We start from the raw sequence: 21,957 nt of genomic DNA on the forward strand, positions 1-21,957 counted from the left end.
GAGAAAGGCCCGCGCGCGCGGGCCTTTGGTTTCGGCTCAAATCGCGCGGTCGGTGCCGCGCGTGTCGATCACCCGGCTTGGCAGGCCCATCTCCCCCAGACGCTCCAGGAAGGGCCGTGGCGGAAGCTCCTCCACATTCACCATCGTGCCCACATCCCAAATGCCTTGAGCGATCAGGATCGCGGCAGCCACCGGGGGCACGCCCGCGGTGTAGGAAATGCCCTGGCTTCCCACTTCCGCATAGGCTTCCTTGTGATCGGCGACGTTGTAGATGAAGACCTCGGCGGGTTTGCCGCCCTTCGTGCCCTTGATCACATCGCCGATGCAGGTCTTGCCCTCGTAATCCGGCGCGAGGCTCGCCGGGTCGGGCAGCACCGCCTTCACCACCTTGAGCGGGATCACCTCCTGCCCTTCGGCGGTTTTCACCGGCTGTTCGGAAAGCAGGCCAAGGTTTTTCAGCACCGTGAAGACGTTGATGTAATGATCGCCAAAGCCCATCCAGAACCGCACATCGGCGTGGCTGTAGCGCGCCGAGAGCGAATGCACCTCGTCATGCCCGGTCATATAGGCTTTTTGCTTGCCCACGACCGGCAGATCCCATTCCTTGCCCACTTCGAACATTTTGTTCGCTTGCCAGGCGCCCTGTTGCCACGAATAGACCGTGCCGGTGAATTCCCGGAAGTTGATCTCCGGGTCGAAGTTGGTGGCAAACCAGCGCCCATGGGAGCCGGCGTTGATGTCGACGATGTCGATGCTCTCGATCGTGTCGAGGAACTCGTCCTCGGCGAGCCGCGCATAGGCGTTGACGACGCCGGGATCAAAGCCGACGCCGAGAATCGCGGTGACCCCCGCCGCCTCGCAGGCCGCGCGCCGTTTCCATTCGTAGTTGCCATACCACGGCGGTGCTTCGCAGATCTTTTCCGGGTCTTCGTGGATCGCCGTGTCCATATAGGCCGCTCCGGTCTCGATGCAGGCGGCCAGCACCGTCATGTTGACGAAGGACGAGCCGACGTTGATGACGATCTGCGCGCCGGTCTTGCGGATCAGATCCGCCACCGCCGCCGTATCCATCGCATCCACCGCATGCGCCTCGAACGTGCCTTGCCCCTTCATCGCGCCTTTCGCATGGACCGAGGCGATGATGGCGTCGCATTTCGCACGGGTGCGCGATGCGATGTGCAGGTCACCCAGAATGTCGTTGTGTTGCGCGCATTTGTGGGCAACCACCTGCGCGACGCCACCGGCACCGATGATAAGCACGTTCTTCTTCACTTCTGCTGGCTCCTTTCATGAGGCAGGGAAGGGGGGCGATCAGCCCCTCAGGACAGGGATGAGAGGTAATCCTCGTAGGTAAAGTCTCGGATCAGCTCGACGGTGCCATCCTCACGCCGAATGGCGATTGACGGCATGTTGACGCCGTTGAACCAGTTTTTCTTCACCATCGTATAGCCCGCCGCATCGGCCACCGAGATCCGGTCGCCCACCTTGAGGGGCGCGGGGAAGCGGGCCTCGCCAAAGATATCCCCCGCAAGGCAGGATTTGCCGCAGATCTGATAGGCGTGATCGCCCTCTTGCGGCAGCTTTGCACTTTCGCGGTAGATCAGCAGATCAAGCATATGGGCTTCGATCGAGCTGTCGACGATGGCCAGTTGCTTGCCGTTGTCGAGCAGATCGAGCACGCTTACCTCAAGCGAGGTCGATTGCGTGATCGAGGCCTCGCCGGGCTCAAGATAGACCTGCACCCCGAAGCGCTCGGAAAAGGCCTTGAGCCGCGCGGCAAGCGCGTCGAGCGGGTAGCCCTCGCCGGTGAAATGGATGCCGCCCCCCAGGCTCACCCAGTCGAGCTTTTCCAGAAGCGGCGCGAAGTCGCGCTCGATCCGGCCAAGCTGGTCGTCAAACAGCGCGAAATCGCGGTTCTCGCAATTGTAGTGGATCATCACGCCCGAAATCAGCTCGGCCACGCCAAGCAGTTTCGCCACATCCCATTCGCCCAGCCGCGAGAACGGGCGCGCCGGGTCTGCGAGGTCGAAGCCGGAGGTGGAGAACCGGGGATTGAGCCGCAGCCCGCGCTTGATCCCGGCCGATTGCGCCTCAAACCGGGTGAGCTGGCCCACCGAGTTGAAAATGATTTTGTCGGCATAGCCGCAGGCTTCGTCGATCTCCCGGTCCGACCAGGCGACGGAATAGGCATGCGTTTCCTTGCCGAACTTCTCGTGCCCCAGCCGCAGCTCATAAAGCGAGCTGGAGGTGGTGCCATCCATGTAAGGGCGCATGATGTCGAAGGCGGACCATGTGGCGAAGCATTTGAGCGCCAGAAGCGCTTTTGCCCCGGAGGCCGCGCGCAAAGCGTCGATCTTGCGCATGTTGACCAGAAGCCGGGCTTCGTCGATCAGGTAGAAGGGTGTCGGGATCATGGGCGCCCCCCCGCGAAAAGTGAAGCCGCGATATAGGACCCCCGCCCCCCATAAGCAACAGGAATCGGGGTCAGTCGACGCGCAGACGCTCTCTTGCTACGGCGAGCGTGTAACCCTTGCGTGAAATGTTGCGCACCAGAAGCTCGCTGACGAGGGCATTGCCCAAGGCGTCGCGCAGCCGCTTGATGCGGGTGGCGCCCGCGGCCTCGTCGCAATCGGCCTCGGGTTTGCCCGAGATCATCGCCTCGATCTGCGCGCCGGTGACGAAATCATCGTCCATCCGCGCCTCGGCCAGCACCGCGAGGGTCTCAATCGCCGCGGGGGTGAGGGTGAAGGCCATGTCGTTCAGCATCACCGCGTTTTCCGCCCGCAGGATGCGCAGGCTCTGCACCTCGATACCAGAGCGCTGAATCGCGCTCATGCGCCGGTTGAGCCCGACGATGGTGAGCAAAAGCCCGAGCGCCGCCACCATCAGCACCGCGGCGAACACGAGCAGGATGAAGATGATCAGCCGATAGGAGGAGAGCACCTCGGCAAAGGAGGTGCCCGATTGCGCCAAGACCTCAAGCAGTCGCAATTGCGTGGGGTTGGTGAGGGCATCGTTTTGCACGAAGATCTCTTCGACCCGCGCGTTGAAGGCATTGGCATCGGGGAGCGAGAGGAACAAGAGCGCCGCCGCTGCGCAGAGTGCGACAACAATCGCACCAACGCCCCAAAGCACGGCGCGCGACCCGGCCTTCAGCCCCTCAGTAACGGAGGAAATAGCCACCGGCGCTGGCCTTCTTGCTGTCGAGTTTGTCTGGTCCGAAAACGGAGACGATGTTGAGCAACGTCCACCCCCCGGCGGCGAGCCGTGGCGCCAGAGCCGCGGCGGCGCCCCCTTTCGAGCAGGCCGAGTCGGGCACCTGCGCCACCCCGTAATGGAGCCGCAGGGGATTGTCCTGCTTGGCCTTGTAATCGGCATAGCACTGAGCCCCGGCGGGGCTGGCCAAAGCGAGCAGAATGAGGGCGGGAAGCATGTGTCTCATCATCCGCCAAAGCTGCGCCGCCGCGCCGCGTTATGCAATAGCCAAAGGGGTTTGGCGCGCCTGCTATCGGATAACGGAGGCCTGATATTGCGTTACGGAACGTTCCGGGCCGAGGGTCGTTTCATCCCAACCGCGGCTCTGACCGCCCGAGACAAGGAACGCCCATGACCGCCTTCACATTCCCCCGCCTGACCGCCGCCGTCACCGCTCTGGCGCTCGGCCTGACCACCATAACCGCAACGCCCGCCGCAGCCATGAGCGAGAGCGACCGCAATGCGCTGGCCCTCCTGCTCGGCATCGGTGCGATTGCCGCAATCGTCGATCAGAATGACAAGCCGCGCGCTACGCCGCACCGCCCGCCGCCGCCGGCCTGGGGCTATTACGACCGCGGCCGCGATCACGGCCATGATCGCTGGCGCGACGATCCCCGCCGCGCCGATGCCTGCGTGGTGCGCATCGAACGCGACCGTCACGGCCGCCGGATCGAGGTGCAGTCGCCCGGCTGCCACGATCAGGGGCGGCGCGACTGGAGCCAGCGCCGCTGAGCGATGCGCAAAGGCGCGAGGCCAACCTCGCGCCTTTTTCATTGCGCCCGCCGCCGGGTCGCGGCATGCGGAGGCATGGCCCAGAGACCAGACGACAGTTTCGAGATCACCGCCCGCGCCCGCGGGCTTTTGCGCGTGGCCGGGGTGGACGAAGTGGGCCGCGGCCCGCTGTGCGGTCCGGTCACCGCAGCCGCCGTGGTGCTCGATCCCGCGCATGTTCCCGTGGGGCTCGACGATTCGAAAAAGCTCTCGGCAAAACGCCGCGCCGAACTGGTGGCCGAAATCACCGCCCATGCGGATTGGTGCGTGGCCCATGCGAGCGTCGAGGAGATCGACGCGCTCAATATCCTTCAGGCAAGCCACCTTGCGATGATGCGCGCGCTCGCCGGGCTGCGCCGCGCGCCCGATCATGTGCTTGTCGACGGAAACCGGCTCCCGAAAACTCTCACCCTCTCCGCCGAGGCGGTAGTGCGAGGCGATGCCCGCTCTGTTTCCATTGCCGCCGCCTCGATCCTCGCCAAGGAAGCGCGCGATGCGCTGATGGTGGATTTGGCGCAACAATACCCCGGCTATGGCTGGGAGCGGAATGCGGGCTACCCGACAAAGGAGCATCGTCAGGCGCTCCTAGATCTGGGGGTGACGCCCGTTCATAGGCGTTCGTTCCGCCCCGTGCACAATATCTTGTGCCAAGTAAAATCTGTAAGTCCCTGATTCAAAAAAGAATTTGACGCCGAATCGGCTTTGACTCATGTTTGGGCGCACAGACCGGCACAAGCTGGCGACCCAAGGGCAAGACCCGCGCGGGCAGAATGAGGCACAGATGACCAAGACCGATCCGCGGAAGGCGCCGCTCGCGCTTCCGCTCAACCAGATCATTGCAGGCGACTGCATCGAGGAAATGAACCGCTTGCCCGAGGCAAGCGTCGATCTGATTTTCGCGGACCCTCCCTACAACTTGCAACTGCGCGGCGAGCTGCACCGGCCCGACAATTCCCGGGTGGACGCGGTGGATGACGCATGGGACCAGTTCGGCTCCTTCGGCCATTACGACAGCTTCACCCGCGACTGGCTGGCCGCGGCGCGACGCATCCTCAAGCCCAATGGCGCGATCTGGGTGATCGGCTCCTATCACAATGTGTTCCGGCTCGGCGCCGAGTTGCAGAACCAGGGCTACTGGATCCTCAACGATGTGGTCTGGCGCAAGTCGAACCCGATGCCGAACTTCCGTGGCAAGCGGCTCACCAATGCGCATGAAACGCTGATCTGGGCCTCGAAATCCGAAGGCGCGAAATACACTTTCAATTATGAGGCGCTGAAAGCGCTCAACGAAGGGGTGCAGATGCGCTCCGACTGGGTACTGCCCATTTGCACCGGCGGCGAGCGGCTGAAGGACGAGGCGGGCGACAAGGCGCATCCGACGCAAAAGCCCGAGGCGCTGCTGCACCGCATCATCCTTGGCACCACGAACCCCGGCGATGTCGTGCTCGACCCGTTCTTCGGCACCGGCACCACCGGCGCGGTGGCCAAGATGCTCGGGCGCGATTACATCGGCATCGAACGCGAGGAAGCCTACCGCGAGGCGGCGCAGAAACGGCTTGAGAAGGTGCGCAAATTCGACCGCGAGGCGCTCGAAATCACCGGTTCGAAACGTGCCGAGCCGCGCGTGCCCTTCGGCCAGCTTGTCGAACGCGGCATGCTGCGCCCGGGCGAGGAGCTCTATTCCATCGGCAACCGCTACAAGGCCAAGGTGCGCGCCGATGGCACGCTTGTGGGCAATGACGTGAAGGGCTCGATCCATCAGGTCGGTGCCCATCTCGAAGGCGCACCGAGCTGCAACGGCTGGACCTACTGGCATTTCAAGCGCGACGGCAAGCTGGTGCCGATCGACCTTCTGCGCCAGCAGATCCGCGCCGAGATGAACTGATCTCAAAGATCAAAAAGTTACCGCCAGTGCCCGGCCTGCCGGGCACGACCTTGCCCCGCCGTTCGCTCGGCGGGGTCTTTTTGATTTTGCGTCAGACCCGGCGCCGGCCTCAGCTGTCCTCAAGCTGGGCGCGCAATTCGCGCAGGATCGGCAACGCGGTACGCACCTTGTCGGCGCCGACCGCCCGCACCACCTCGGTGATGCGCGGCATCAAGGCGGCAAGTGCCGCATCGCGCGCCTGTCGTCCCGCGGGCGAGATCGCCACGAACTTGCGCCGCGCATCGTCCCAGTCGGGGCGGATATGCACATGCCCGGCCCAGGCGAGTTTGGAGAGCGTGTTGGTCATCGCACCGCGGGTGACGTGGAAGGTCGCGGCAAGTTGCGCGGGCGTGCGCTCCTCGCCGATATGGGCGAGGTAGTTCAGCACCGAGAAATGCGAGATCTCCATGCCCTTGGGCAGAGCCCGGCTGACCACATTGCGCGCCAGCTGGTCGGCCATGAAAACCTCGGCAAAAAGCGCGGCGGCCAGCGGGTCGGACATCTCAGGGCCCCTCGAATGCGCGGTCGTGGTGGAGCGCGGGCACGCGGGCGCGCGCCGCGCTCACCCGGGTCAAGTCCAGGTCGACCAGCGTGACACCGGGCGCGGTGCCGCCATCGGCGAGCACTTCGCCCCAGGGGGCAACTGCCAGGCTGTGCCCATGCGTGCGCCGCGGCTTGTCGCCATGCGCGCCATGCGTGCCGCATTGCGCGGGGGCAAGCACGAAGCAGCCGGTCTCGATCGCCCGCGCCCGGATCAGGCTTTCCCAATGCGCGGCCCCGGTGGTGTCGTTGAAGGCGGCGGGCAGGGTGAGAACTTGGGCCCCCGCTTGCGCGAGGCGGCGGAACAGATGGGCAAAGCGCAGATCATAACAGATCGCCATGCCGATCTTGGCAAACTCCGCCTCGGCCAGAACCGCGCGCGTGCCGGGCCGGTAGGCCTCCGATTCGCGGTAGCGCTCGGTCGGGCTCACATCGACATCGAACATGTGGATCTTGTCATAGCGGGCCACGATCTGCCCTGCGGGCCCGATCAGGAAGGAGCGGTTGGCAAAGCGGCCGTCGGCATCGTGGGTCTTCAGCCCGAGCGAACCTATCAGCAGCCACAGACCGAGCCGCGCCGCCTCGGCCCGCAGCGCGGCCAAAGTGGCGTCCTCTTCCTCGTGGCGAAGCACCGCCTTCTGATGGGTCCGGTCGGAAGAGAGCAGGTTGGTACATTCGGGCGTGAGCACGAAGCCCGCACCCGCGGCAGCCGCCTCGCGGATGAAATCGCGCGTCACCGGCAGGTTCGCCGCCGGATCGTCGCCCACCGAGAGCTGGAGGAGAGCGGCGCGCATCAGCTGGCCAGCAGCGTGTCAAGCCGGCCCGCGGCATCGAGCGCATGGAGATCGTCGCAGCCGCCCACATGCTCGCCGCCGATGAAGATCTGCGGCACCGTATAGCCGCCCTGCGCGCGCTCGGTCATGCGCCTCCGCAGGGCCGGGTCGGCGCCAACATCGGTTTCCTCGAAGGCAACGCCCTTGGCGCTCAAGAGCTCCTTGGCGGCGATGCAATAGGGGCAGCTGCGAGTGGTGTAGATTTCAACGCGTTTCATGAGGGCTCCTTGTTGCCCTCAAACTAAGGGGTTCAGCCGTCCTTCGCAACGCGGGCGAGCACGACAACCGAAACCGGCCCCGAACCCGCCGCGCGCGCCGCTTCCTCGCAGGCTGCAAGCGTCGCTCCGGAGGTCATCACATCATCGACGATGAGAAGCGGCCGGCCCCTGATCCGCTCCGCATATTTGGGCCTCAGCCGGATCGCACCCTCGAGATTTGCTTCCCGCGCGGCGCGGTTCAGCCCCTCCTGGCTGCGGGTGGCGCGCTTGCGTTCAAACAGATCGGGCAGGCAGGGCAACCGCACCCGCCGCGCCATGCTCTGCGCAAGGAGGGCAGACTGGTTGTACATCCGCTTGACGAGCCGGAGCCGGTGCAAGGGCACCGGCGCCACCACCATGCCGGGGCTGATGAGCGGTGCGGCAGTGCGTGCGAGCATCTCGCCCAGCGGCTGCACGAGGTCGAGCCGGTCGGCATATTTGAAAGCAAGTACAAGCTGTCGGCCGGTGCCTTCATAGGTGAAGGCCGCGCGGCCGCGCAGCCAGGGGCGCGGGGAGGCAAGGCAGTCATCGCAAAGCACCTTGGCCTCCGCCGCGCCCGGAAGCGGCGCGCCACAGGCCTCGCATTGGCAGCCGGTGATGAAATGCGTCTCGCGCCAGCAGGGTCCGCAAAGGCCGAAATCCGAACTCACCGCGGCGCCGCAGCAGATGCAACGCGGCGGAAAGATCGTATGCAGCACCATCTCGAGTGACTGTCGCAAGCCATCTGGCATATGCCCGCGAAGGGCCTTATCTTCCGTCTCAACCATGACACTCTCGCACAAACTCACAGATCGCAGCGCGCTGGAGCGCAACCGGGCCCGGGCCGGGCGGCTGGGGCCGGCGCTGTTCCTGCATGAGGACGCCGCCGAAGAGCTTCATGAGAGGCTGAACGAGGTTAATAAAACGTTTACGTCGCCCGCCCTCGTGACAGCTTTTCCCACGCCCTGGGCCGCGGTTCTGCCCGGCGCGAAGATCGTGGCCGATACGGAAATGCTCGACCTCGCCCCCGGAGCGCATGATCTCGTCGTCCATGCGATGGGCCTGCACTGGGCCGAAGACCCGGTGGGCCAGATCGTGCAGGCGGCCCGCGCGCTTCGGCCCGACGGGCTTTTCATTGCGGTGATGTTTGGCGGGCAGACGCTTTCGGAGCTGCGCGCGGCCTTGGCCGAGGCCGAGGTGGCGGTCACGGGCGGGCTCTCGCCGCGGGTGCTGCCGATGGGCGAGATCCGCGATCTGGGTGGGCTTCTGAACCGTGCCGGGCTCGCGCTGCCGGTGGCCGACAGTGTGCTGCGCAAGGTCACCTATGCCGATCCCTTGCGTCTGATGGCGGATCTGCGCGCGATGGGGGAGGCGAATGCGCTTTCGGACCGGTTGCGCCGATTTACCCGCCGCGCGGTGATCGCGCAGGCGCTCGCGCATTATGCCGCGCATTTTTCCGAGCCCGATGGCCGGGTGCGGGCGAGCTTCGACATGGTCTGGCTCACGGGCTGGAAGCCGCATGAAAGCCAGCAAAAACCGCTCCGCCCCGGCTCCGCGCGTGCGCGGCTCGCCGATGCGCTTCAAGGCTGCCAGATGCCCGCGGAGGACGGGCTCTTATAAGGTGAGGAAAGGGGTGATCAGCTTCGCGCAACTGAACTGCTGCGCAGATCGCCCATTGCTCCGTCGGCGCAACCGCGCCAAATTCAGCAAACGACTCTGGTTTCAGCCGGATGAACATCGGGGGTCACAGCACGCCTGGCGGTCATGTGATTGAGCTTTATGGGGAGTTGGGTTCGATTTTGTCTTTGGGGGCGGGTACAAAAGCAAAACCCCGCCTTGGCGTTGGCGGGGTGTCGGGTATTTTGGTTGCGGGGGCAGGATCACAACACTATTTCACACTGTCAACGGCGTTCAATCTGCGCCCGATGCGAAACGCGGCTTGATATCCGCTCGCTTGGCAGGCGTCCTGAGGCAGACGCGCAGCCTAACACCACGCCTTCTGCTGCCGAGAGCGAAAACTGGATCCTGGGGCGTAACGAGTTTTGCAGAACAAGCGGCCCCGGAACGTATTCATTAGGCGCCTCCAGTGTCAGCTCGGATTTCCCAAGACATTCCGATCAAACTGCCGCTACCACTACCTCATCAACTCCCAAGGATGTGTGCCAGTTCGACGATATCGGTGGCGTCACCACCGCCGGATACCCTGTTGGCAAACATCTGACCAATAACGCCTCTCAATCCAGACACATCATTCGATTTCACCGCCGCAATACCGGCCGCTACAAGGCGGTCATGCAGCTGTTCATCAATGGCCAAGAACTTCTCTTCTCCGAGTCTCTGGAAGATCGCGAGCAAGAACTCAGGGCTTTCGGCCAAGACCTTGAGCCGAATGCTCCGCATTTCATCAAGCGAATTCCTCGCAGTGTCGAAATCGCGTTCGCGGATAGCCCGACGCGTTGTCGCCAGCAACTTCTCATACCGATCTGCGTCAACCGGGTGAGCGTCGTTTCGAAGGTCGTCAAACTGAACCTCGATCTCATTGACCTCCTTCGTCAGCACCCGTTCTTCATTTTCCGGTGCCAGGCGAAGTAGGGCCACTTCCTGCCGTACCCGGCGTGCCTCTTCCGCAACGGATCTGTGAGTATCGGCATCAACAGAGGTGGAGAGCGCAGCATCAAGACGCTCTATACGTGCCCGGAGATCACCTGATGGATCCGCCTTGCCGCCGAGCGTCTCGTTGAGGTCCTCCAAGTCGTTTTCCGCCCGTTCAAGAAGCATAGACGCCACTTCTGCTCCTTGCTGCCCGTCGAAATTTATATGTCCTCCCGGGGCAAGGTACAAATTATGAGAGTCGATCAACCGCCCGAGGCTCGGCAACTCGACCGCGAAACTTAGGGTGCCGTTGTCACTCATTTTCCAGTGAACAATCAGGTCGTCTCCGCGGTTTATGCGTTCTCCTCGCTCCAAGTCCTCCCGCCCATTCATCCGGAAGTCACCAATATGAAGATTGCGCTCAGGATCATCGATACCTTCGCGCATCTCGTAAAATTCGAACGTGATGAAGTCATCCTCCCCCGCCTTGAGCGGCTTGCCTGCGCGAAACCTATGCCGCCCTTCGGCAGGCAGTGCGGTCCCCTTCTTCAGGATCGGCTCCAGACGATTTCGTTCATAGCCAACCGTTCCCGTCTGCGTCTTGACCGCGAGCGTGTAAGTCATGGGAATGCTTGCAGCGCTTGCTTGAGTGCGAACGATGGTGATCTCGCGTGTCAGGTCCTCTACAATTCGACCTGCAGCATTATGCACTGTCAAGACGAAGCGATTTTCCCCATCCTTACGAACCGGCACGCTCAGTTTCACGACCCCGTCGAATGGCTTTCGACCAGTCGTACCGCCGGCTTCGTCCACGACTTCAATCTCAAACCCGGCAGGAACTTCAGAGGTAGGTGTCACTCTAATCCGCGCATTGTCTTCCGCGATCCTCGACTTGAAATCCACGGTCAGCGAGATCGTACCAGCTACCGTCTCCTGTCCGCGACTCGTCTTGCGGGCTGACTGATCACCTTCCCACTGCCTGCTTTCTGCAAATATCGCGGCGCCCACTGCCACAGCGGTCATCGGATCGAGACCCTGCTCCACTTCAATCGCAAGTTGAGATTGAAGCATTTCCCTGACAATTGGCATCTTCGACGGGCCACCAATTGGCACAATTCGAGAAATGTCTTCATGGGTATACCCATTTTCTGTGATTATTTTTCTGCACAGATCAATGGAATCTTCGAGGCGATCCCTGACGAGGGAAACAAGCTGTCCGCGGGTAAGATCAATGGACAGGTAAATGTCCTCTCCCTCCTGATCAGCGGCACGAACTTCGTCTTCGCTTGCAAAAATCGATGCTGTTTCCGATGCAGAAAGCTGAATCTTTGCTTTCTCGATTGCACGATGTGCGATCGTCGAGAGATGCCGGTACGTTCCCTCCTTCTGAAAGTCCGACGGCAACGAAAAGTTGTCGAGCAGCCAGGGACGCACCAGGCTATCAAACACGATGCGATCGAAGTCCCGACCGCCCAGCATATTGATGCCTTCATGTGCAACCACGGTCACTGCACCGCCTGTACTCATCACAAGCGCGACGTCGAAGGTTCCGCCACCCAAGTCATAAACTAGGAAGACCCCGTCCTTCTGCTTGCCGTGCGCGATTGAAGCCATCGCCGCAGCCACCGGTTCTTGGAGAAGGCTGACTCTTTCCAGGCCCGCCATCCTCGCCGCCGCGATCGTTGCTTCGCTCTGCATTTGGTTGAAGGCCGCAGGAATGGTAATCACCGCCCCCTCGATCAGTCGCTCGCCACTCTCGGTCAGAGCTTGCCCGACAAGTGTCTTGATGATCTCCGCGCTGCATTCTTCGGGCGACCACTCTAGGCCGCCAATTCGAACCGGACTCTTGGTGCCCATCAGCCGCTTGAAACCTGCCGCGACGTTTGCGGGCGCCGAGGTGATACGATCCTGGGCCGCCTTCCCGACAAATCGATGCCCACGCTTGTCGAGATAGATCACGCTAGGAAGGACATCTGAGCCGTCCGATGTCTTGAAGAGCCTCGTTGACCCGTTGATGTTGCCCACGACCGCTGAATTGGATGTTCCGAGATCAATACCAAGGTACAAAGCTATTCCTCCCGCTCTTCATCGCTGCGCCTCGCAACGAGAACCCGTCCCTTGTGGACCACCTTCATCTCTCGCACGACGGCAGGCTCGATCGTCTTGGTGACAACGAGGTCTTCATCCTGACCGAAGTCCTCTCCATTGTCAGCAGAAGCAGGCATTCCGACAGAAAATTGCTCGCCGTCAAACGAAACCAGATTCAAGCCAAGCTGCCCAGAGATGGTTGCAAGCTGCAGATCAGAAAACTTCAACTGGGCCGCCATGCGCTTTCCATCCTTGTCTGGCAATTGTTGGGCGGCACGCTGGCTGGCCCTGACGAGCTTCCAGTACTCCACACAAAGGCGCGCGACCAACTCCTGATCGACACCCGATGTATTCGCACTTTCTACCATGAGGCCACGATCCTTTGCGCGTCTGCTCTTAGTGTCGCAGCTCTACTCGTCAACTCGCCCTCCACCGACTCAAGTACACCGGATGTGTAGCGAAAGCTCCCACAGCGGGCGTTAAAGTCGTCCACCAGGGCATTAAACCTGTCTATCTGTCTGTTGTTTGTGGTCATTGGCCGGATGTAGTCCAAGCGGGCACCCTGAAAGATGCAGTATCTCACTTGGTTTCGGGTCAATGACAGCCCAGTTCCGACGGGCGGCATATCCTCCTCGTACGGATCAGAAACCTCGTACGGATCCGAAACGCTCGGCACCGCTGGAACCGTGCTTCGTTCTGCAACAGGCGGGATATAATAATGCCCGGACGCAGGTTTGCGGAACTCATCCATCAGAACAAAATAGAGAATGACAGCTCCTATTCCCGCAAGAAGCACGAGCTTCGCCTTCTTGACAAGTCTCTTGCCTTCAATTTTGGACTTCAGCTTCTCCAAATCTCGACGGTCCGCAGGATTGGCGAAGACAATCATGTCATCGACGACCCTGAGCATCCCATTCAGATTTCCACTTTGGCGCTCCAGTTCCTTCATCTTCCAGTTCTTGTGAAGGATAGCTCTTTCTTCCCGCAACTTATCAAGCACCTCCTTGGGCCCTTTGCCGCTGCCAAGCTCAATCAGGCCATCAACGAGGAGAAATGCAGACTGCGGATCGTTGCTTTCGTTATTGAGCGACAGTGCCAGATCGCGCACCACAAGGTACGCCATCTCAGGCTCTGACAGAGACTTCCTCGCATCATTGAAGGATCTCACGACATCACTCAGAAGCTTGCCACCGCTCTCGGAGAAGCCATCAGACCTCAAGGCCTGACCGAACCGCGATGCGTTGTTCTTCGCGCGCTCGCAGGCATCAACAAGGGGATCCAGTTTGTCGGAGATCTTCTTCTGGTGAGACAGGGACTCGAGGGTAGTTATGTCCTCCTTGAGCGATTCCGCGACCGACTCCAGTTCTGGAAACGTCGTCAGCAGAGCGTTCGAAAGCGTCAACGCCTCATCATAGCGACCGTGATCGTTGGCAAGCTCGAGGCACAGCTTGCGGATGATCTCATACAATTGTTTGGAGCGTCCTTCCTCCTGACCTCGAAACTGCGAATAGACCTGCACTGGCTGGTTGATTGAATCCCACGCCGCAAGGAGTCTCTCAACTTCTTTGATATGTTGAGGCAAATCGGCCGAGACCTTCCTGGCCGCTTCGGTCACCGTCAATACGGATTCCTTGATAACCGCAAGATGAGGTTCACTCTCCTTATCATACATTTCGACAAGGTGCCGCAGAAACGACCCCTCGGGATTTCTCTCCAGCTCCTGTTCTACAACGTCATTCATCCCTTTCCCTGGAACCGGAAGCGACCATATCCAGTTCGCAGCGGCAGTGGCATGGCGCTGGCGAATATCCCTCAATCCATCCCGGAACTGGTTCTCTTCTACCGCTGGTAAACCGGATGAGCGACGTTCCGCATTCAGAAACTTGAGAAGGTTTACCTCATCAAGCTCGCCCCAAGATTGAGCCAATGAATACACAACTTCAATTGAGGCATTCCCCTTGGAGCAGAGGTGCGCAGCGATATTCGCTCTTGCCAGATCCGGAAAGTGATCAATTTGGGTCAAAATGACAGCCGGGTCATCCTGACGCAATATTTCCTCTAGTTTGCTCTTTTGGAGCTGGCTCAGTTCGGGCAACCACGACAGCTCGAAAATCAAACGCGACTTCGGAGTAACGAGGGCCTGACGAGCTCTCTGCAATTCATCTTCCGAGTGAATACCATCGAGTTCCGCATCCTCAACAAGTTGGGATATCTCGGCAGCGGAAGATCGATAATTGGCCTGGAGAACGCGAAACGGATTATTCTCTAGGGAAAAGGCTTTGTGTGACATGCGCTCCCTGTTCACGGTAGATGCAACGTTGATTCCTGCCTCAGGCAAGGTGGCACGTATTTCCCAATAGTCACAAGCAGGTAGCTTTGATCGTCGAGCGTTTTTCTGGGCACGGCACCGATGCACGGCCGCCAAGACGCTTATGTCGGTCGGACACTTCTGTGGTAGAACGTGGACGCACATGCCGACGACCACAAATTTCTTTGCTGTACGCGGCTCTCATTGCGAGTTTCATTGCGCACATAGTTTGGCGTCCTCCAGTGTGCTGGCATAGGTCAGGCAGCTCTCTATATTGTCCAGCCTCGAGGCCATCTCCTTTGCGATCTTCAAGTTGCCGTTGAAGTCTTCGACCAGTTCGTTGTGTTCCTTCAGCAGCGTTTCATGCGCCGCGACGCATTCGGTCACGTTCGATTTGCAGGTGAAGCCTTCGTAATTGCACTGGTATGTGTCGAAGCAGGCAGCGCCGCGGTCGACGCACATCCCGCTGCTGGAACAAACCTGGTCTCCGTAGTCCAGACAGGCGGGTTGTGAGCCGATCCGGCAAGAAAAGTTCTGGCCGAGCACAGGTGAGGCAACCACGAAGGCCAGTAGCGGGATCAAGGTTCGTATCAGTGTTATTGTCATGATCGGTTACCCCGACATTTCCGACAACATCGCCTCGGCCTGAGCGAGGACGCCGCGCACGGCGGCGTCTTCGAGGTCAGGGGGATAGCCGTATTTCCGCAAGATGCGCTTGACCAGCACCCGCAAGCGGGCTCGGGCGCTGTCGCGGTGCGCCCAGTCGATGCTGACGTTGGCCTTGAGCCCCTTTAGAAGTTCATGGGCGATGATCTTCAGCTGGTCATTGCCAAGGATGTCTACGGCGCTCTGATTGTCGGCCAACGCGTCATAAAAGGCGATTTCCTCGGGGGTCAGGCCGGTTTCCTCGCCCCTGCTCCGGGCGTCGCGAACCTCCTTGGCCAGCGCGATCAGTTCTTGAAGAACCTCGACCGTGCTGATGGCATTGGTGTGATAGCGCGCGATGGCGTCTTCGAGCCGCTCCGAGAATTTCCGGGTCTCGATCACGTTTGAACGGCTGCGCGATCTGATCTCGTCGTTCAGCAATTTCCGCAAGGCTTCGAGCGCCAGGTTCTTCTTTTCCATCTGACCGACTTCCGCGAGGAAGTCGTCAGACAGGATGGAAATATCGGGCGAGGAAAGCCCGGCTGCGGACAGGATGTCGACGATCTCGGTCGATGCGACGGCGCCATTCACGATCTGACGAATGGCAAGATCGCGGTCGGCGGCGGAGCGAGCGGATGGGTCCGCGGCCTTGACCATTGCCGCCCGAACGGTCTGGAAAAAGCCGACCTCGTCGCGGACTTCGCGGGCGGCATCGCTGGCCGAGCACAGGGCAAAGGCTTTCGAAAGCGCCAGCACGGCATCCGGGTATCGGCGGTGCGCGGCTTTCTTCGCTTCCTTGTCGGTTTCTCGCTGGGCCGCTTCGTCCTGCTTGGCCAGGATCCAGTTCAACGCCTCTGCCAGCGCGACCAGGCGCTGGTGCGGAGTGCCGGTCAGCCCATTCGCATAGTCGAAGCCGTGGAACATGGCGCGCACGACATCAAGACGCTCCAGAAGAACCGCAACCGCCTCGGCCTCGTCGATCCCCGCCTGCTCCTGATCCGATTTGGAATATTGGCCCAGCGCGGATTTCAGATTCTGGGCGATGCCGATGTAATCGACGATGAGCCCTGCTGGCTTGTCGCGGAACACGCGGTTGACCCTGGCAATCGCCTGCATCAGCCCGTGGCCCCGCATCGGCTTGTCGATATACATCGTGTGCATCGAGGGGCTGTCAAAGCCGGTCAACCACATGTCGCGCACGATGACGAGCTTCAGCGGGTCTTTCGGATCCTTTGCCCGCTTGGCCAGCAAATCCCGCCGGGCCTTTCCGCCGATATGGGGTTGCCAATCCTCCGGGTCCGCGGCCGAGCCAGTCATGACGATCTTCACCAGACCCGCATTATCGTCATCGGAATGCCACTCAGGGCGCAGCGCCACGATCTGGTTGTAGAGATCCACGCAGATGCGGCGGCTCATGCAGACCACCATGGCCTTGCCATCCATCGCCTGCACGCGGGCTTCAAAATGGGCGACCAGATCCTCCGCCACCATCCGCAGCCGCTTTTCAGCGCCAACCAGCGCCTCGACCGTCGACCACTTCCGCTTCAGCCGCTCCTGCTCGCCGACCGCCTCATCCTCGGTCAGCTCCTCGATTTCGGCATCGACCTTGGGCTTTTCCTCTTCGGGAAGTTCGATGCGCGCAAGGCGGCTTTCGTAATAGATCGGCACCGTCGCACCATCCTCGACGGCCCGGCTGATGTCGTAGACATCGATGTAATGGCCGAACACGGCCGGGGTGTTCACGTCGTCCTGTTCGATCGGCGTGCCGGTGAAGCCGATGAAAGAGGCATTGGGCAGCGCGTCGCGCAGGTGCTTGGCAAAACCATAGGCGATCTCGCCCGTCTTCTCGATCCGCGCCTTGAACCCGTATTGGCTGCGGTGCGCCTCGTCCGCGATCACCACCACATTGCGCCGATCCGTCAGCAGCGGATAGGCCTCGCCCTTCTCCGGCGCGAATTTCTGAATGGTCGTGAACACCACCCCGCCCGAGGCGCGCGACAGCGCCTTTTGCAGGTCTTCCCGACTGTCCGCCTGCAACGGCGTCTGCCGGATCAGGTCGCGGCACATCGAAAACGTGCCGAAAAGCTGGTCGTCAAGGTCGTTGCGGTCGGTGATCACGACGAGGGTCGGGTTTTCCATCGCGGGGGCACGCACCAGTTGCCCAGCATAAAAGGCCATGAGCAGGCTTTTGCCCGAGCCCTGCGTGTGCCAGATCACCCCCGCCTTGCGATCCCCGCCCGAGCGGCTGGCGGCAATCGTGCTGACCACGGCACGCTTCACCGCATGGAATTGATGATAACCCGCGATGATCTTGGCCATGCCGCCGGGCGTTTCGCCGAACACGGTGAAATCCTGCATCAGCGACAACAGGCGTTCCCGCGCAAACACCCCCTCGATCAGCACCGACATTTCGGGCGCGCCCTTGGGGGCGACATCGGTGCCGTCGGTCGTGCGCCAAGGCATGAAACGCTCCAGATCGGCCGTCAGAGAGCCGATCCGCGCGCCGATGCCATCGGTTGTGACCAGCACCGCATTGGCGCGAAACAGCGACGGGATCTGCGCCTTGTAGGTCTGCAACTGGTTGAAAGCGGCGCCAAGCGTCGCGGCCTCGGCCCCCGGTTTCTTCACCTCGATCACCGCGACAGGCAGACCGTTCAGGAACACCACCACATCCGGCCGCCGGTTGTGGCCCGCCTCGATCACCGTGAACTGCGAGATCGCCAGCCAGTCGTTCAGCCGGTCTTCCGGGTCCAGAAGCCGCACCGCATCGCCGCGGACCCCTCCATCCTCGGCCCGATATTCCACCGGAACGCCCTCGATCATCGCCCGGTGCAGGCGCCGGTTCTCCTCGATCAGCGAGGGTCGGTCAGAGGCGATCACGCGGCGCAGCGCATCCTCGCGCGCATCTTCGGGGATCTGCGGGTTCAGGCGGGTGATGGCCGCGCGCAGCCGCCCGGCCAAAACCGTGTCGGAATAGGCTTCGCGTTCGGGCGCAGACCCATCGGGGCCCGAGACCGCATCGTTCAGGCAGGCATAGCCCAGGCGCCCGAGGTGATCGAGCAGAACGGCTTCGACTTCGGCTTCGGTCAGGGTTGACTGCAAATCAGAATAGCCTCCGCTTCTGCTCGATCAGCGCCACACCCTCGAGGTCAGTTCCTGCAAGGTAGTCGTTGATGAGACCCGGACGATCACGCGAGAGTTCCAGAGCCTTGACCCAGTCAGGCTCTCTCCGGCTTGGCTCAAAACTCAGTTTCGGGGCGTCCAGGAAACGATCAAATCGCGGTGAAAAGGAATCGTATTTAGCCCCCGCAATGGAATCGTATGCACGCCTCAGGTTGCCCGCAACCGACTGCGTGAGGCTAAAGTCCCTTCCCGGCCCTTGCTCGCCATGGCCCAAATCGCAATTTGAAACCAACTCGTGCCACGGCCGCATGCCGACGATCTGTATTGGAGAAGGACTGTTGATTGCGGGGATGCCATCCACTGGCGCGAAGGCGCAGCCCCAGACTCGAAACTCTGCCGATGCAATGCAGGTCGGTATGGGTGTAAACCTGCCGTTGTTTCGGTTATAGAAGAGGTAGATCGGGATCATCGACCCGCAGTTGTTCCGAAGGTCCATGATCTGCTGACCATTGCCGTCGAGGCTGTTATAAAGCCCCGAGGGAAACATCCGTTTGGCCTGAATACGGACGCCGATGCCATCGCCCTCAATGTCTCGAAACCATATATCGTAATCAGCGCCGGTAGGGCGACCACCCGTAGCTTTCGTCCCGACGCCCTCCTCTTTCTTGGTCCATGACTTTACGCGCAGCCCGAAATGCGAAAGCCTTTCGTCGAGCTTGAGAAGCAGAGTTTCGGTGATCGTCTCCTCGGAGAACGCAAGATTTCGGCGGAGCGCATGGTCCATGCGGTCCATGACCCAGAACGCCAATTCCTGAAACGTGCGACAAACTATCATTCAGGGTTCTCCGTGGCTTGTGCCACCCGCAACTCCCCCGACATCAGGCGGGGGAGGAGGAGGTCGCGGGTCTGAGCGAGGGTGCGGGATTCTTGGACGTTGGCGAGCAGACGTTGGAACATCGGGGTTACCATATGCTCGAACTGGTCACACACCTCTTTCGGGCCTTGAACGAGAGATACCGCTTCAATGGTCCGCGTCGTAATCGTGTCAAACACCGATCCATGGGCCGCATTCACAAGCCGATCGACCAACTCGCGAAACGCGCAATTCAGCCAGAATGGATGACCGCTTCGAGATGTGAGTGCGTAACAAGTTTGATTCATCGCGATATCCGAGCCAAACATGCAGCTTCTGCCAGTCGTTGCACCTCGCGCCACAACCACCGTCGCATATTTTGGAATGATCTTCGTCGCGCTGTTCTTGAGCCCGCTCTCGGAGATGCTTCGTTCGGTTTCGATCAGAAACGCATCCTTACATTGGCTGACATCCTTCGCACTCGCCCAAGGGATGCCACCGTTCCAGTATTCCGCCTTGTCGGTTTTCGGTGTGCCGCCAGAAAGAAGAGTTGCCAGATCGAGCAATCCGCTTTCCTCCCACCCCTCCGGTTTGCCCTCGGCGTCGAGGCGGTCGGGGAAGAGGGACCAGAGGTCGGGGGAGAGGTAAGGCGCTGCGCCTTCCATCTTGGCGCGGGTGGGGCCGAAATCGACGAACCAGTCGCGGAACAGCGCCCGCGCCATGGCCTCCAGCGTGGCGTTCATTTTCCGGTTCAACTCGATCTTGTCATCCAGCGCCCCGAGGGTTGCGGCAATCGCGCGTTGTTCGGGGAAGGGGGGGAACAAGATGTTGGCTTGGTGCAAGTCATTCCGGTTAAGTCCGGGAACGGCGGCTTTGTCGGAATATGCGTGAAAATCGATCCCACGCAGGAAGTAGGAAACAAATCGGGGATCGTTTCCCTTAAAATCTCGGACGTATAGAGTGGTGTTCAGCGGCCAGAAATCGTCCTCAACGTAATAGACTGTCCCGATAGTCCCATATCGCCCGGTTACAACCCCCGGCCCTTTCACTTTGGCCACAGAGTGCGTGTCGGAAACGCCCGATGATGAGACAAGCGGGATGGAGCCGGGCTGTCGTTCTTTCTGCGGCAGGTCGTAGCCGCGCTTCAACTCGATCACGTCGCCAAGTTGACAGTGTTTCCACCCCTTGCTCACACTCCAACCCCCGCCAGCCGCGCCCGGATGGTCGCCGTAAGTTCCTCGGCCTCGGCGAACTGTGCCTCCAGTTGCTCCTGAAGCGCGGCGAAGCGCTCAGTGAAGGGCGTCTCGTCCTCCTCCGCCGCCTCGGCCCCCACATAGCGGCCCGGGGTCAGGACGTGGCCGTGCGACCGGATTTCCTCGAGGCTCGCCGATTTGCAGAAGCCCGGCACGTCGGCGTAACCTTCACCCAGCCGCCAGGCGTGGTAGGTGTCGGCAATGCGGGCGATGTCGGCGTCGGAAAACTCGCGCCGCGTGCGGTCCACCATGAAGCCCAGCTTGCGGGCGTCGATGAACAGCACCTCGCCGCGCCGGTCGCGCAGCTTGCGGTCGCGCGCGATGCCGTTTGATTTGTCCTTCGCCAGAAACCACAGGCAGGCCGGGATCTGGGTGGAATAGAAAAGCTGCCCCGGCAGGGCGATCATGCAATCGACCACGCCATCGTTTCCATTGGGGCCCTCGATCATCGCGCGGCGCATCTCGCCCTCGCCGCTTTGCGTCGAGGACATCGAGCCATTGGCCAGCACCACCCCCGCCGTGCCGCTGGGCGAGAGGTGATGCAGGATGTGCTGCAACCACGCGAAGTTGGCATTGCCCGCGGGCGGGATGCCATATTTCCAGCGCGCATCCTCGCGCAGCCGTTCCCCGCCCCAGTCCGAGATGTTGAAGGGCGGGTTGGCGAGGACGTAATCGGCGCGCAGGTCGGGCAGTTCGTTCTTGTGGAAGGTGCCTTCGGAGTTCCAGCGGATGTCGGCGTCGATGCCGCGCACGGCAAGGTTCATCTTGCACAGCCGCCAGGTGGTGTAGTTGCTCTCCTGCCCGTAGATCGCGATGTCGCCCAGACGGCCGCCATGCGCCTCGACGAATTTTTCCGATTGCACGAACATGCCGCCCGAGCCGCAGCAGGGGTCATAGACGCGGCCCTTGTAGGGTTCGAGCATCTCGACCATGGTGCGCACGACCGAACGGGGGGTGTAGAATTCGCCGCCGCGTTTGCCCTCGGAGCCCGCGAACTGGCCGAGGAAATATTCGTAGACCCGGCCCAGCAGATCGCGCGCCTTGTCCTTGCCCTCGCCCAGCGCGATGCCCGAGATCAGGTCGATGAGCTCCCCAAGCATGACGGCGTTTAGGGCGGGGCGACCGTAATCCTTGGGCAGGACGCCCTTGAGCGAGGGGTTGACCTTCTCGATGGCGATCATCGCCTCGTCGATCAGACGGCCGATCGTGGGCTGCTTGGCGCTGGCCTGCAGATGCGACCAGCGCGCTTCTTGGGGCACCCAGAAGATATTGTCGGCAAGGTATTCGTCGGGATCCTCGGCACCCTCGGGGTAGTCGGCCAGAAGTTCGGCGCGCTTGGCCTCGAACCCGTCCGAGATATGCTTGAGGAAGATCAGGCCAAGGGCAACGTGCTTGTAATCCGACGGCTCCATATTGCCGCGCAGCTTGTCCGCCGTTTTGAAAAGGCTGGCTTCAATGCCGAGATCGGAGCCGTTGTCATTTGACGCCATTGGTGAATCTGCTCCCAGGAAAGATTTTCGGAAACGGTATTTCAGC

The 21,957-nt window shown here is 61.3% G+C and carries 20 protein-coding genes; 4 read left to right on the top strand and 16 right to left on the bottom strand.

What is annotated here, in order from left to right:
- Positions 1-36: 36 nt before the first annotated feature.
- From CRO22_RS04120 to CRO22_RS04135, 4 genes are all read right to left on the bottom strand, one after another.
- Positions 37-1,272: a saccharopine dehydrogenase family protein gene (locus CRO22_RS04120; protein WP_097068796.1), complete on the bottom strand. Its 1,236-nt coding sequence runs from the start codon at positions 1,270-1,272 to the stop codon at positions 37-39.
- A gap of 47 nt (positions 1,273-1,319) precedes the next feature.
- Positions 1,320-2,414 carry a carboxynorspermidine decarboxylase gene (locus tag CRO22_RS04125; protein WP_097068797.1) on the bottom strand — a complete coding sequence of 365 codons (1,095 nt, stop codon included), beginning with the start codon at positions 2,412-2,414 and terminating at the stop codon, positions 1,320-1,322.
- A gap of 70 nt (positions 2,415-2,484) precedes the next feature.
- Positions 2,485-3,183, bottom strand: a complete 699-nt coding sequence (locus CRO22_RS04130; RefSeq protein ID WP_097068798.1) for a winged helix-turn-helix domain-containing protein — start codon at positions 3,181-3,183, stop codon at positions 2,485-2,487.
- Positions 3,161-3,442: a hypothetical protein gene (locus CRO22_RS04135; protein WP_097068799.1), complete on the bottom strand. Its 282-nt coding sequence runs from the start codon at positions 3,440-3,442 to the stop codon at positions 3,161-3,163. Before CRO22_RS04135 ends, CRO22_RS04130 begins: the two co-directional genes overlap by 23 nt.
- Positions 3,443-3,606: 164 nt before the next feature.
- Between CRO22_RS04135 and CRO22_RS04140 the strand changes: the two genes are divergently transcribed.
- From CRO22_RS04140 to CRO22_RS04150, 3 genes are all read left to right on the top strand, one after another.
- Positions 3,607-3,987 (top strand): hypothetical protein, encoded by a 381-nt coding sequence (locus CRO22_RS04140; protein WP_097068800.1) that lies wholly within the window; start codon positions 3,607-3,609, stop codon positions 3,985-3,987.
- A 75-nt stretch (positions 3,988-4,062) separates the two neighbouring features.
- On the top strand, positions 4,063-4,698 hold the full coding sequence (locus tag CRO22_RS04145) for a ribonuclease HII (protein WP_097068801.1): 636 nt from the start codon (positions 4,063-4,065) through the stop codon (positions 4,696-4,698).
- 109 nt (positions 4,699-4,807) lie between these two features.
- Complete coding sequence (locus CRO22_RS04150) at positions 4,808-5,911, top strand: site-specific DNA-methyltransferase (RefSeq protein ID WP_097068894.1); 1,104 nt, start codon at positions 4,808-4,810, stop codon at positions 5,909-5,911.
- A 109-nt stretch (positions 5,912-6,020) separates the two neighbouring features.
- On the opposite strand, the gene CRO22_RS04155 is transcribed toward CRO22_RS04150, so the two are convergent.
- From CRO22_RS04155 to CRO22_RS04170, 4 genes are read right to left on the bottom strand one after another with little or no spacing between them, the layout of a single operon-like run.
- A complete protein-coding gene (locus CRO22_RS04155) occupies positions 6,021-6,452 on the bottom strand; it encodes a MarR family winged helix-turn-helix transcriptional regulator (protein ID WP_097068802.1) in 432 nt (143 codons plus the stop codon).
- Between the two features lies 1 nt (position 6,453).
- Positions 6,454-7,284, bottom strand: coding sequence for a carbon-nitrogen hydrolase family protein (locus CRO22_RS04160; RefSeq protein ID WP_097068803.1), 831 nt, complete (start codon positions 7,282-7,284; stop codon positions 6,454-6,456).
- Positions 7,284-7,541: a glutaredoxin 3 gene (gene grxC, locus CRO22_RS04165; RefSeq protein ID WP_097068804.1), complete on the bottom strand. Its 258-nt coding sequence runs from the start codon at positions 7,539-7,541 to the stop codon at positions 7,284-7,286. The genes CRO22_RS04160 and grxC overlap by 1 nt, the downstream gene beginning before the upstream one ends.
- A 32-nt stretch (positions 7,542-7,573) precedes the next feature.
- Positions 7,574-8,311 carry a ComF family protein gene (locus CRO22_RS04170; protein ID WP_097068895.1) on the bottom strand — a complete coding sequence of 246 codons (738 nt, stop codon included), beginning with the start codon at positions 8,309-8,311 and terminating at the stop codon, positions 7,574-7,576.
- A 34-nt stretch (positions 8,312-8,345) separates the two neighbouring features.
- On the opposite strand from CRO22_RS04170, the gene CRO22_RS04175 reads away from it, so the two are divergent.
- Positions 8,346-9,179, top strand: coding sequence for a methyltransferase domain-containing protein (locus CRO22_RS04175; protein WP_097068805.1), 834 nt, complete (start codon positions 8,346-8,348; stop codon positions 9,177-9,179).
- A gap of 522 nt (positions 9,180-9,701) precedes the next feature.
- Here the strand turns inward: CRO22_RS04175 and CRO22_RS04180 are convergent.
- The 8 genes from CRO22_RS04180 to CRO22_RS04215 form a co-directional block, all read right to left on the bottom strand.
- On the bottom strand, positions 9,702-12,218 hold the full coding sequence (locus tag CRO22_RS04180) for an Hsp70 family protein (protein ID WP_097068806.1): 2,517 nt from the start codon (positions 12,216-12,218) through the stop codon (positions 9,702-9,704).
- Between the two features lie 2 nt (positions 12,219-12,220).
- A complete protein-coding gene (locus tag CRO22_RS04185; protein WP_097068807.1) occupies positions 12,221-12,607 on the bottom strand; it encodes a hypothetical protein in 387 nt (128 codons plus the stop codon).
- Complete coding sequence (locus tag CRO22_RS04190; protein WP_097068808.1) at positions 12,601-14,529, bottom strand: hypothetical protein; 1,929 nt, start codon at positions 14,527-14,529, stop codon at positions 12,601-12,603. The genes CRO22_RS04185 and CRO22_RS04190 overlap by 7 nt, the downstream gene beginning before the upstream one ends.
- A gap of 231 nt (positions 14,530-14,760) precedes the next feature.
- On the bottom strand, positions 14,761-15,129 hold the full coding sequence (locus CRO22_RS04195; RefSeq protein ID WP_245860869.1) for a hypothetical protein: 369 nt from the start codon (positions 15,127-15,129) through the stop codon (positions 14,761-14,763).
- A gap of 30 nt (positions 15,130-15,159) precedes the next feature.
- The gene (locus CRO22_RS04200) at positions 15,160-18,294 is read right to left on the bottom strand and encodes a type I restriction endonuclease subunit R (protein ID WP_097068809.1); all 3,135 of its coding nucleotides are present in this window, start codon (positions 18,292-18,294) and stop codon (positions 15,160-15,162) included.
- Position 18,295: 1 nt separating this feature from the next.
- Positions 18,296-19,150, bottom strand: a complete 855-nt coding sequence (locus CRO22_RS04205; protein ID WP_097068810.1) for a hypothetical protein — start codon at positions 19,148-19,150, stop codon at positions 18,296-18,298.
- Complete coding sequence (locus CRO22_RS04210; RefSeq protein ID WP_097068811.1) at positions 19,147-20,361, bottom strand: restriction endonuclease subunit S; 1,215 nt, start codon at positions 20,359-20,361, stop codon at positions 19,147-19,149. The genes CRO22_RS04205 and CRO22_RS04210 overlap by 4 nt, the downstream gene beginning before the upstream one ends.
- Positions 20,358-21,911, bottom strand: a complete 1,554-nt coding sequence (locus CRO22_RS04215) for a class I SAM-dependent DNA methyltransferase (RefSeq protein ID WP_097068812.1) — start codon at positions 21,909-21,911, stop codon at positions 20,358-20,360. The genes CRO22_RS04210 and CRO22_RS04215 overlap by 4 nt, the downstream gene beginning before the upstream one ends.
- Positions 21,912-21,957 lie beyond the last annotated feature (46 nt).

Origin of the sequence: Rhodobacter maris, from assembly GCF_900217815.1 — a bacterium.
Classification (GTDB): Bacteria; Pseudomonadota; Alphaproteobacteria; order Rhodobacterales; family Rhodobacteraceae; genus Rhodobacter; species Rhodobacter maris.

What these genes read in the sequence shown, in the direction of transcription:
- CRO22_RS04125 (WP_097068797.1), bottom strand. Translation starts at nt 2,414, where the DNA reads ATGATCCCGACACCCTTCTACCTGATCGACGAAGCCCGGCTTCTGGTC.
- CRO22_RS04135 (WP_097068799.1), bottom strand. Translation starts at nt 3,442, where the DNA reads ATGAGACACATGCTTCCCGCCCTCATTCTGCTCGCTTTGGCCAGCCCC.
- CRO22_RS04140 (WP_097068800.1), top strand. Translation starts at nt 3,607, where the DNA reads ATGACCGCCTTCACATTCCCCCGCCTGACCGCCGCCGTCACCGCTCTG.
- CRO22_RS04145 (WP_097068801.1), top strand. Translation starts at nt 4,063, where the DNA reads ATGGCCCAGAGACCAGACGACAGTTTCGAGATCACCGCCCGCGCCCGC.
- CRO22_RS04150 (WP_097068894.1), top strand. Translation starts at nt 4,808, where the DNA reads ATGACCAAGACCGATCCGCGGAAGGCGCCGCTCGCGCTTCCGCTCAAC.
- CRO22_RS04155 (WP_097068802.1), bottom strand. Translation starts at nt 6,452, where the DNA reads ATGTCCGACCCGCTGGCCGCCGCGCTTTTTGCCGAGGTTTTCATGGCC.
- CRO22_RS04160 (WP_097068803.1), bottom strand. Translation starts at nt 7,284, where the DNA reads ATGCGCGCCGCTCTCCTCCAGCTCTCGGTGGGCGACGATCCGGCGGCG.
- grxC (WP_097068804.1), bottom strand. Translation starts at nt 7,541, where the DNA reads ATGAAACGCGTTGAAATCTACACCACTCGCAGCTGCCCCTATTGCATC.
- CRO22_RS04170 (WP_097068895.1), bottom strand. Translation starts at nt 8,311, where the DNA reads ATGCCAGATGGCTTGCGACAGTCACTCGAGATGGTGCTGCATACGATC.
- CRO22_RS04175 (WP_097068805.1), top strand. Translation starts at nt 8,346, where the DNA reads ATGACACTCTCGCACAAACTCACAGATCGCAGCGCGCTGGAGCGCAAC.
- CRO22_RS04185 (WP_097068807.1), bottom strand. Translation starts at nt 12,607, where the DNA reads ATGGTAGAAAGTGCGAATACATCGGGTGTCGATCAGGAGTTGGTCGCG.
- CRO22_RS04190 (WP_097068808.1), bottom strand. Translation starts at nt 14,529, where the DNA reads ATGTCACACAAAGCCTTTTCCCTAGAGAATAATCCGTTTCGCGTTCTC.
- CRO22_RS04205 (WP_097068810.1), bottom strand. Translation starts at nt 19,150, where the DNA reads ATGATAGTTTGTCGCACGTTTCAGGAATTGGCGTTCTGGGTCATGGAC.
- CRO22_RS04215 (WP_097068812.1), bottom strand. Translation starts at nt 21,911, where the DNA reads ATGGCGTCAAATGACAACGGCTCCGATCTCGGCATTGAAGCCAGCCTT.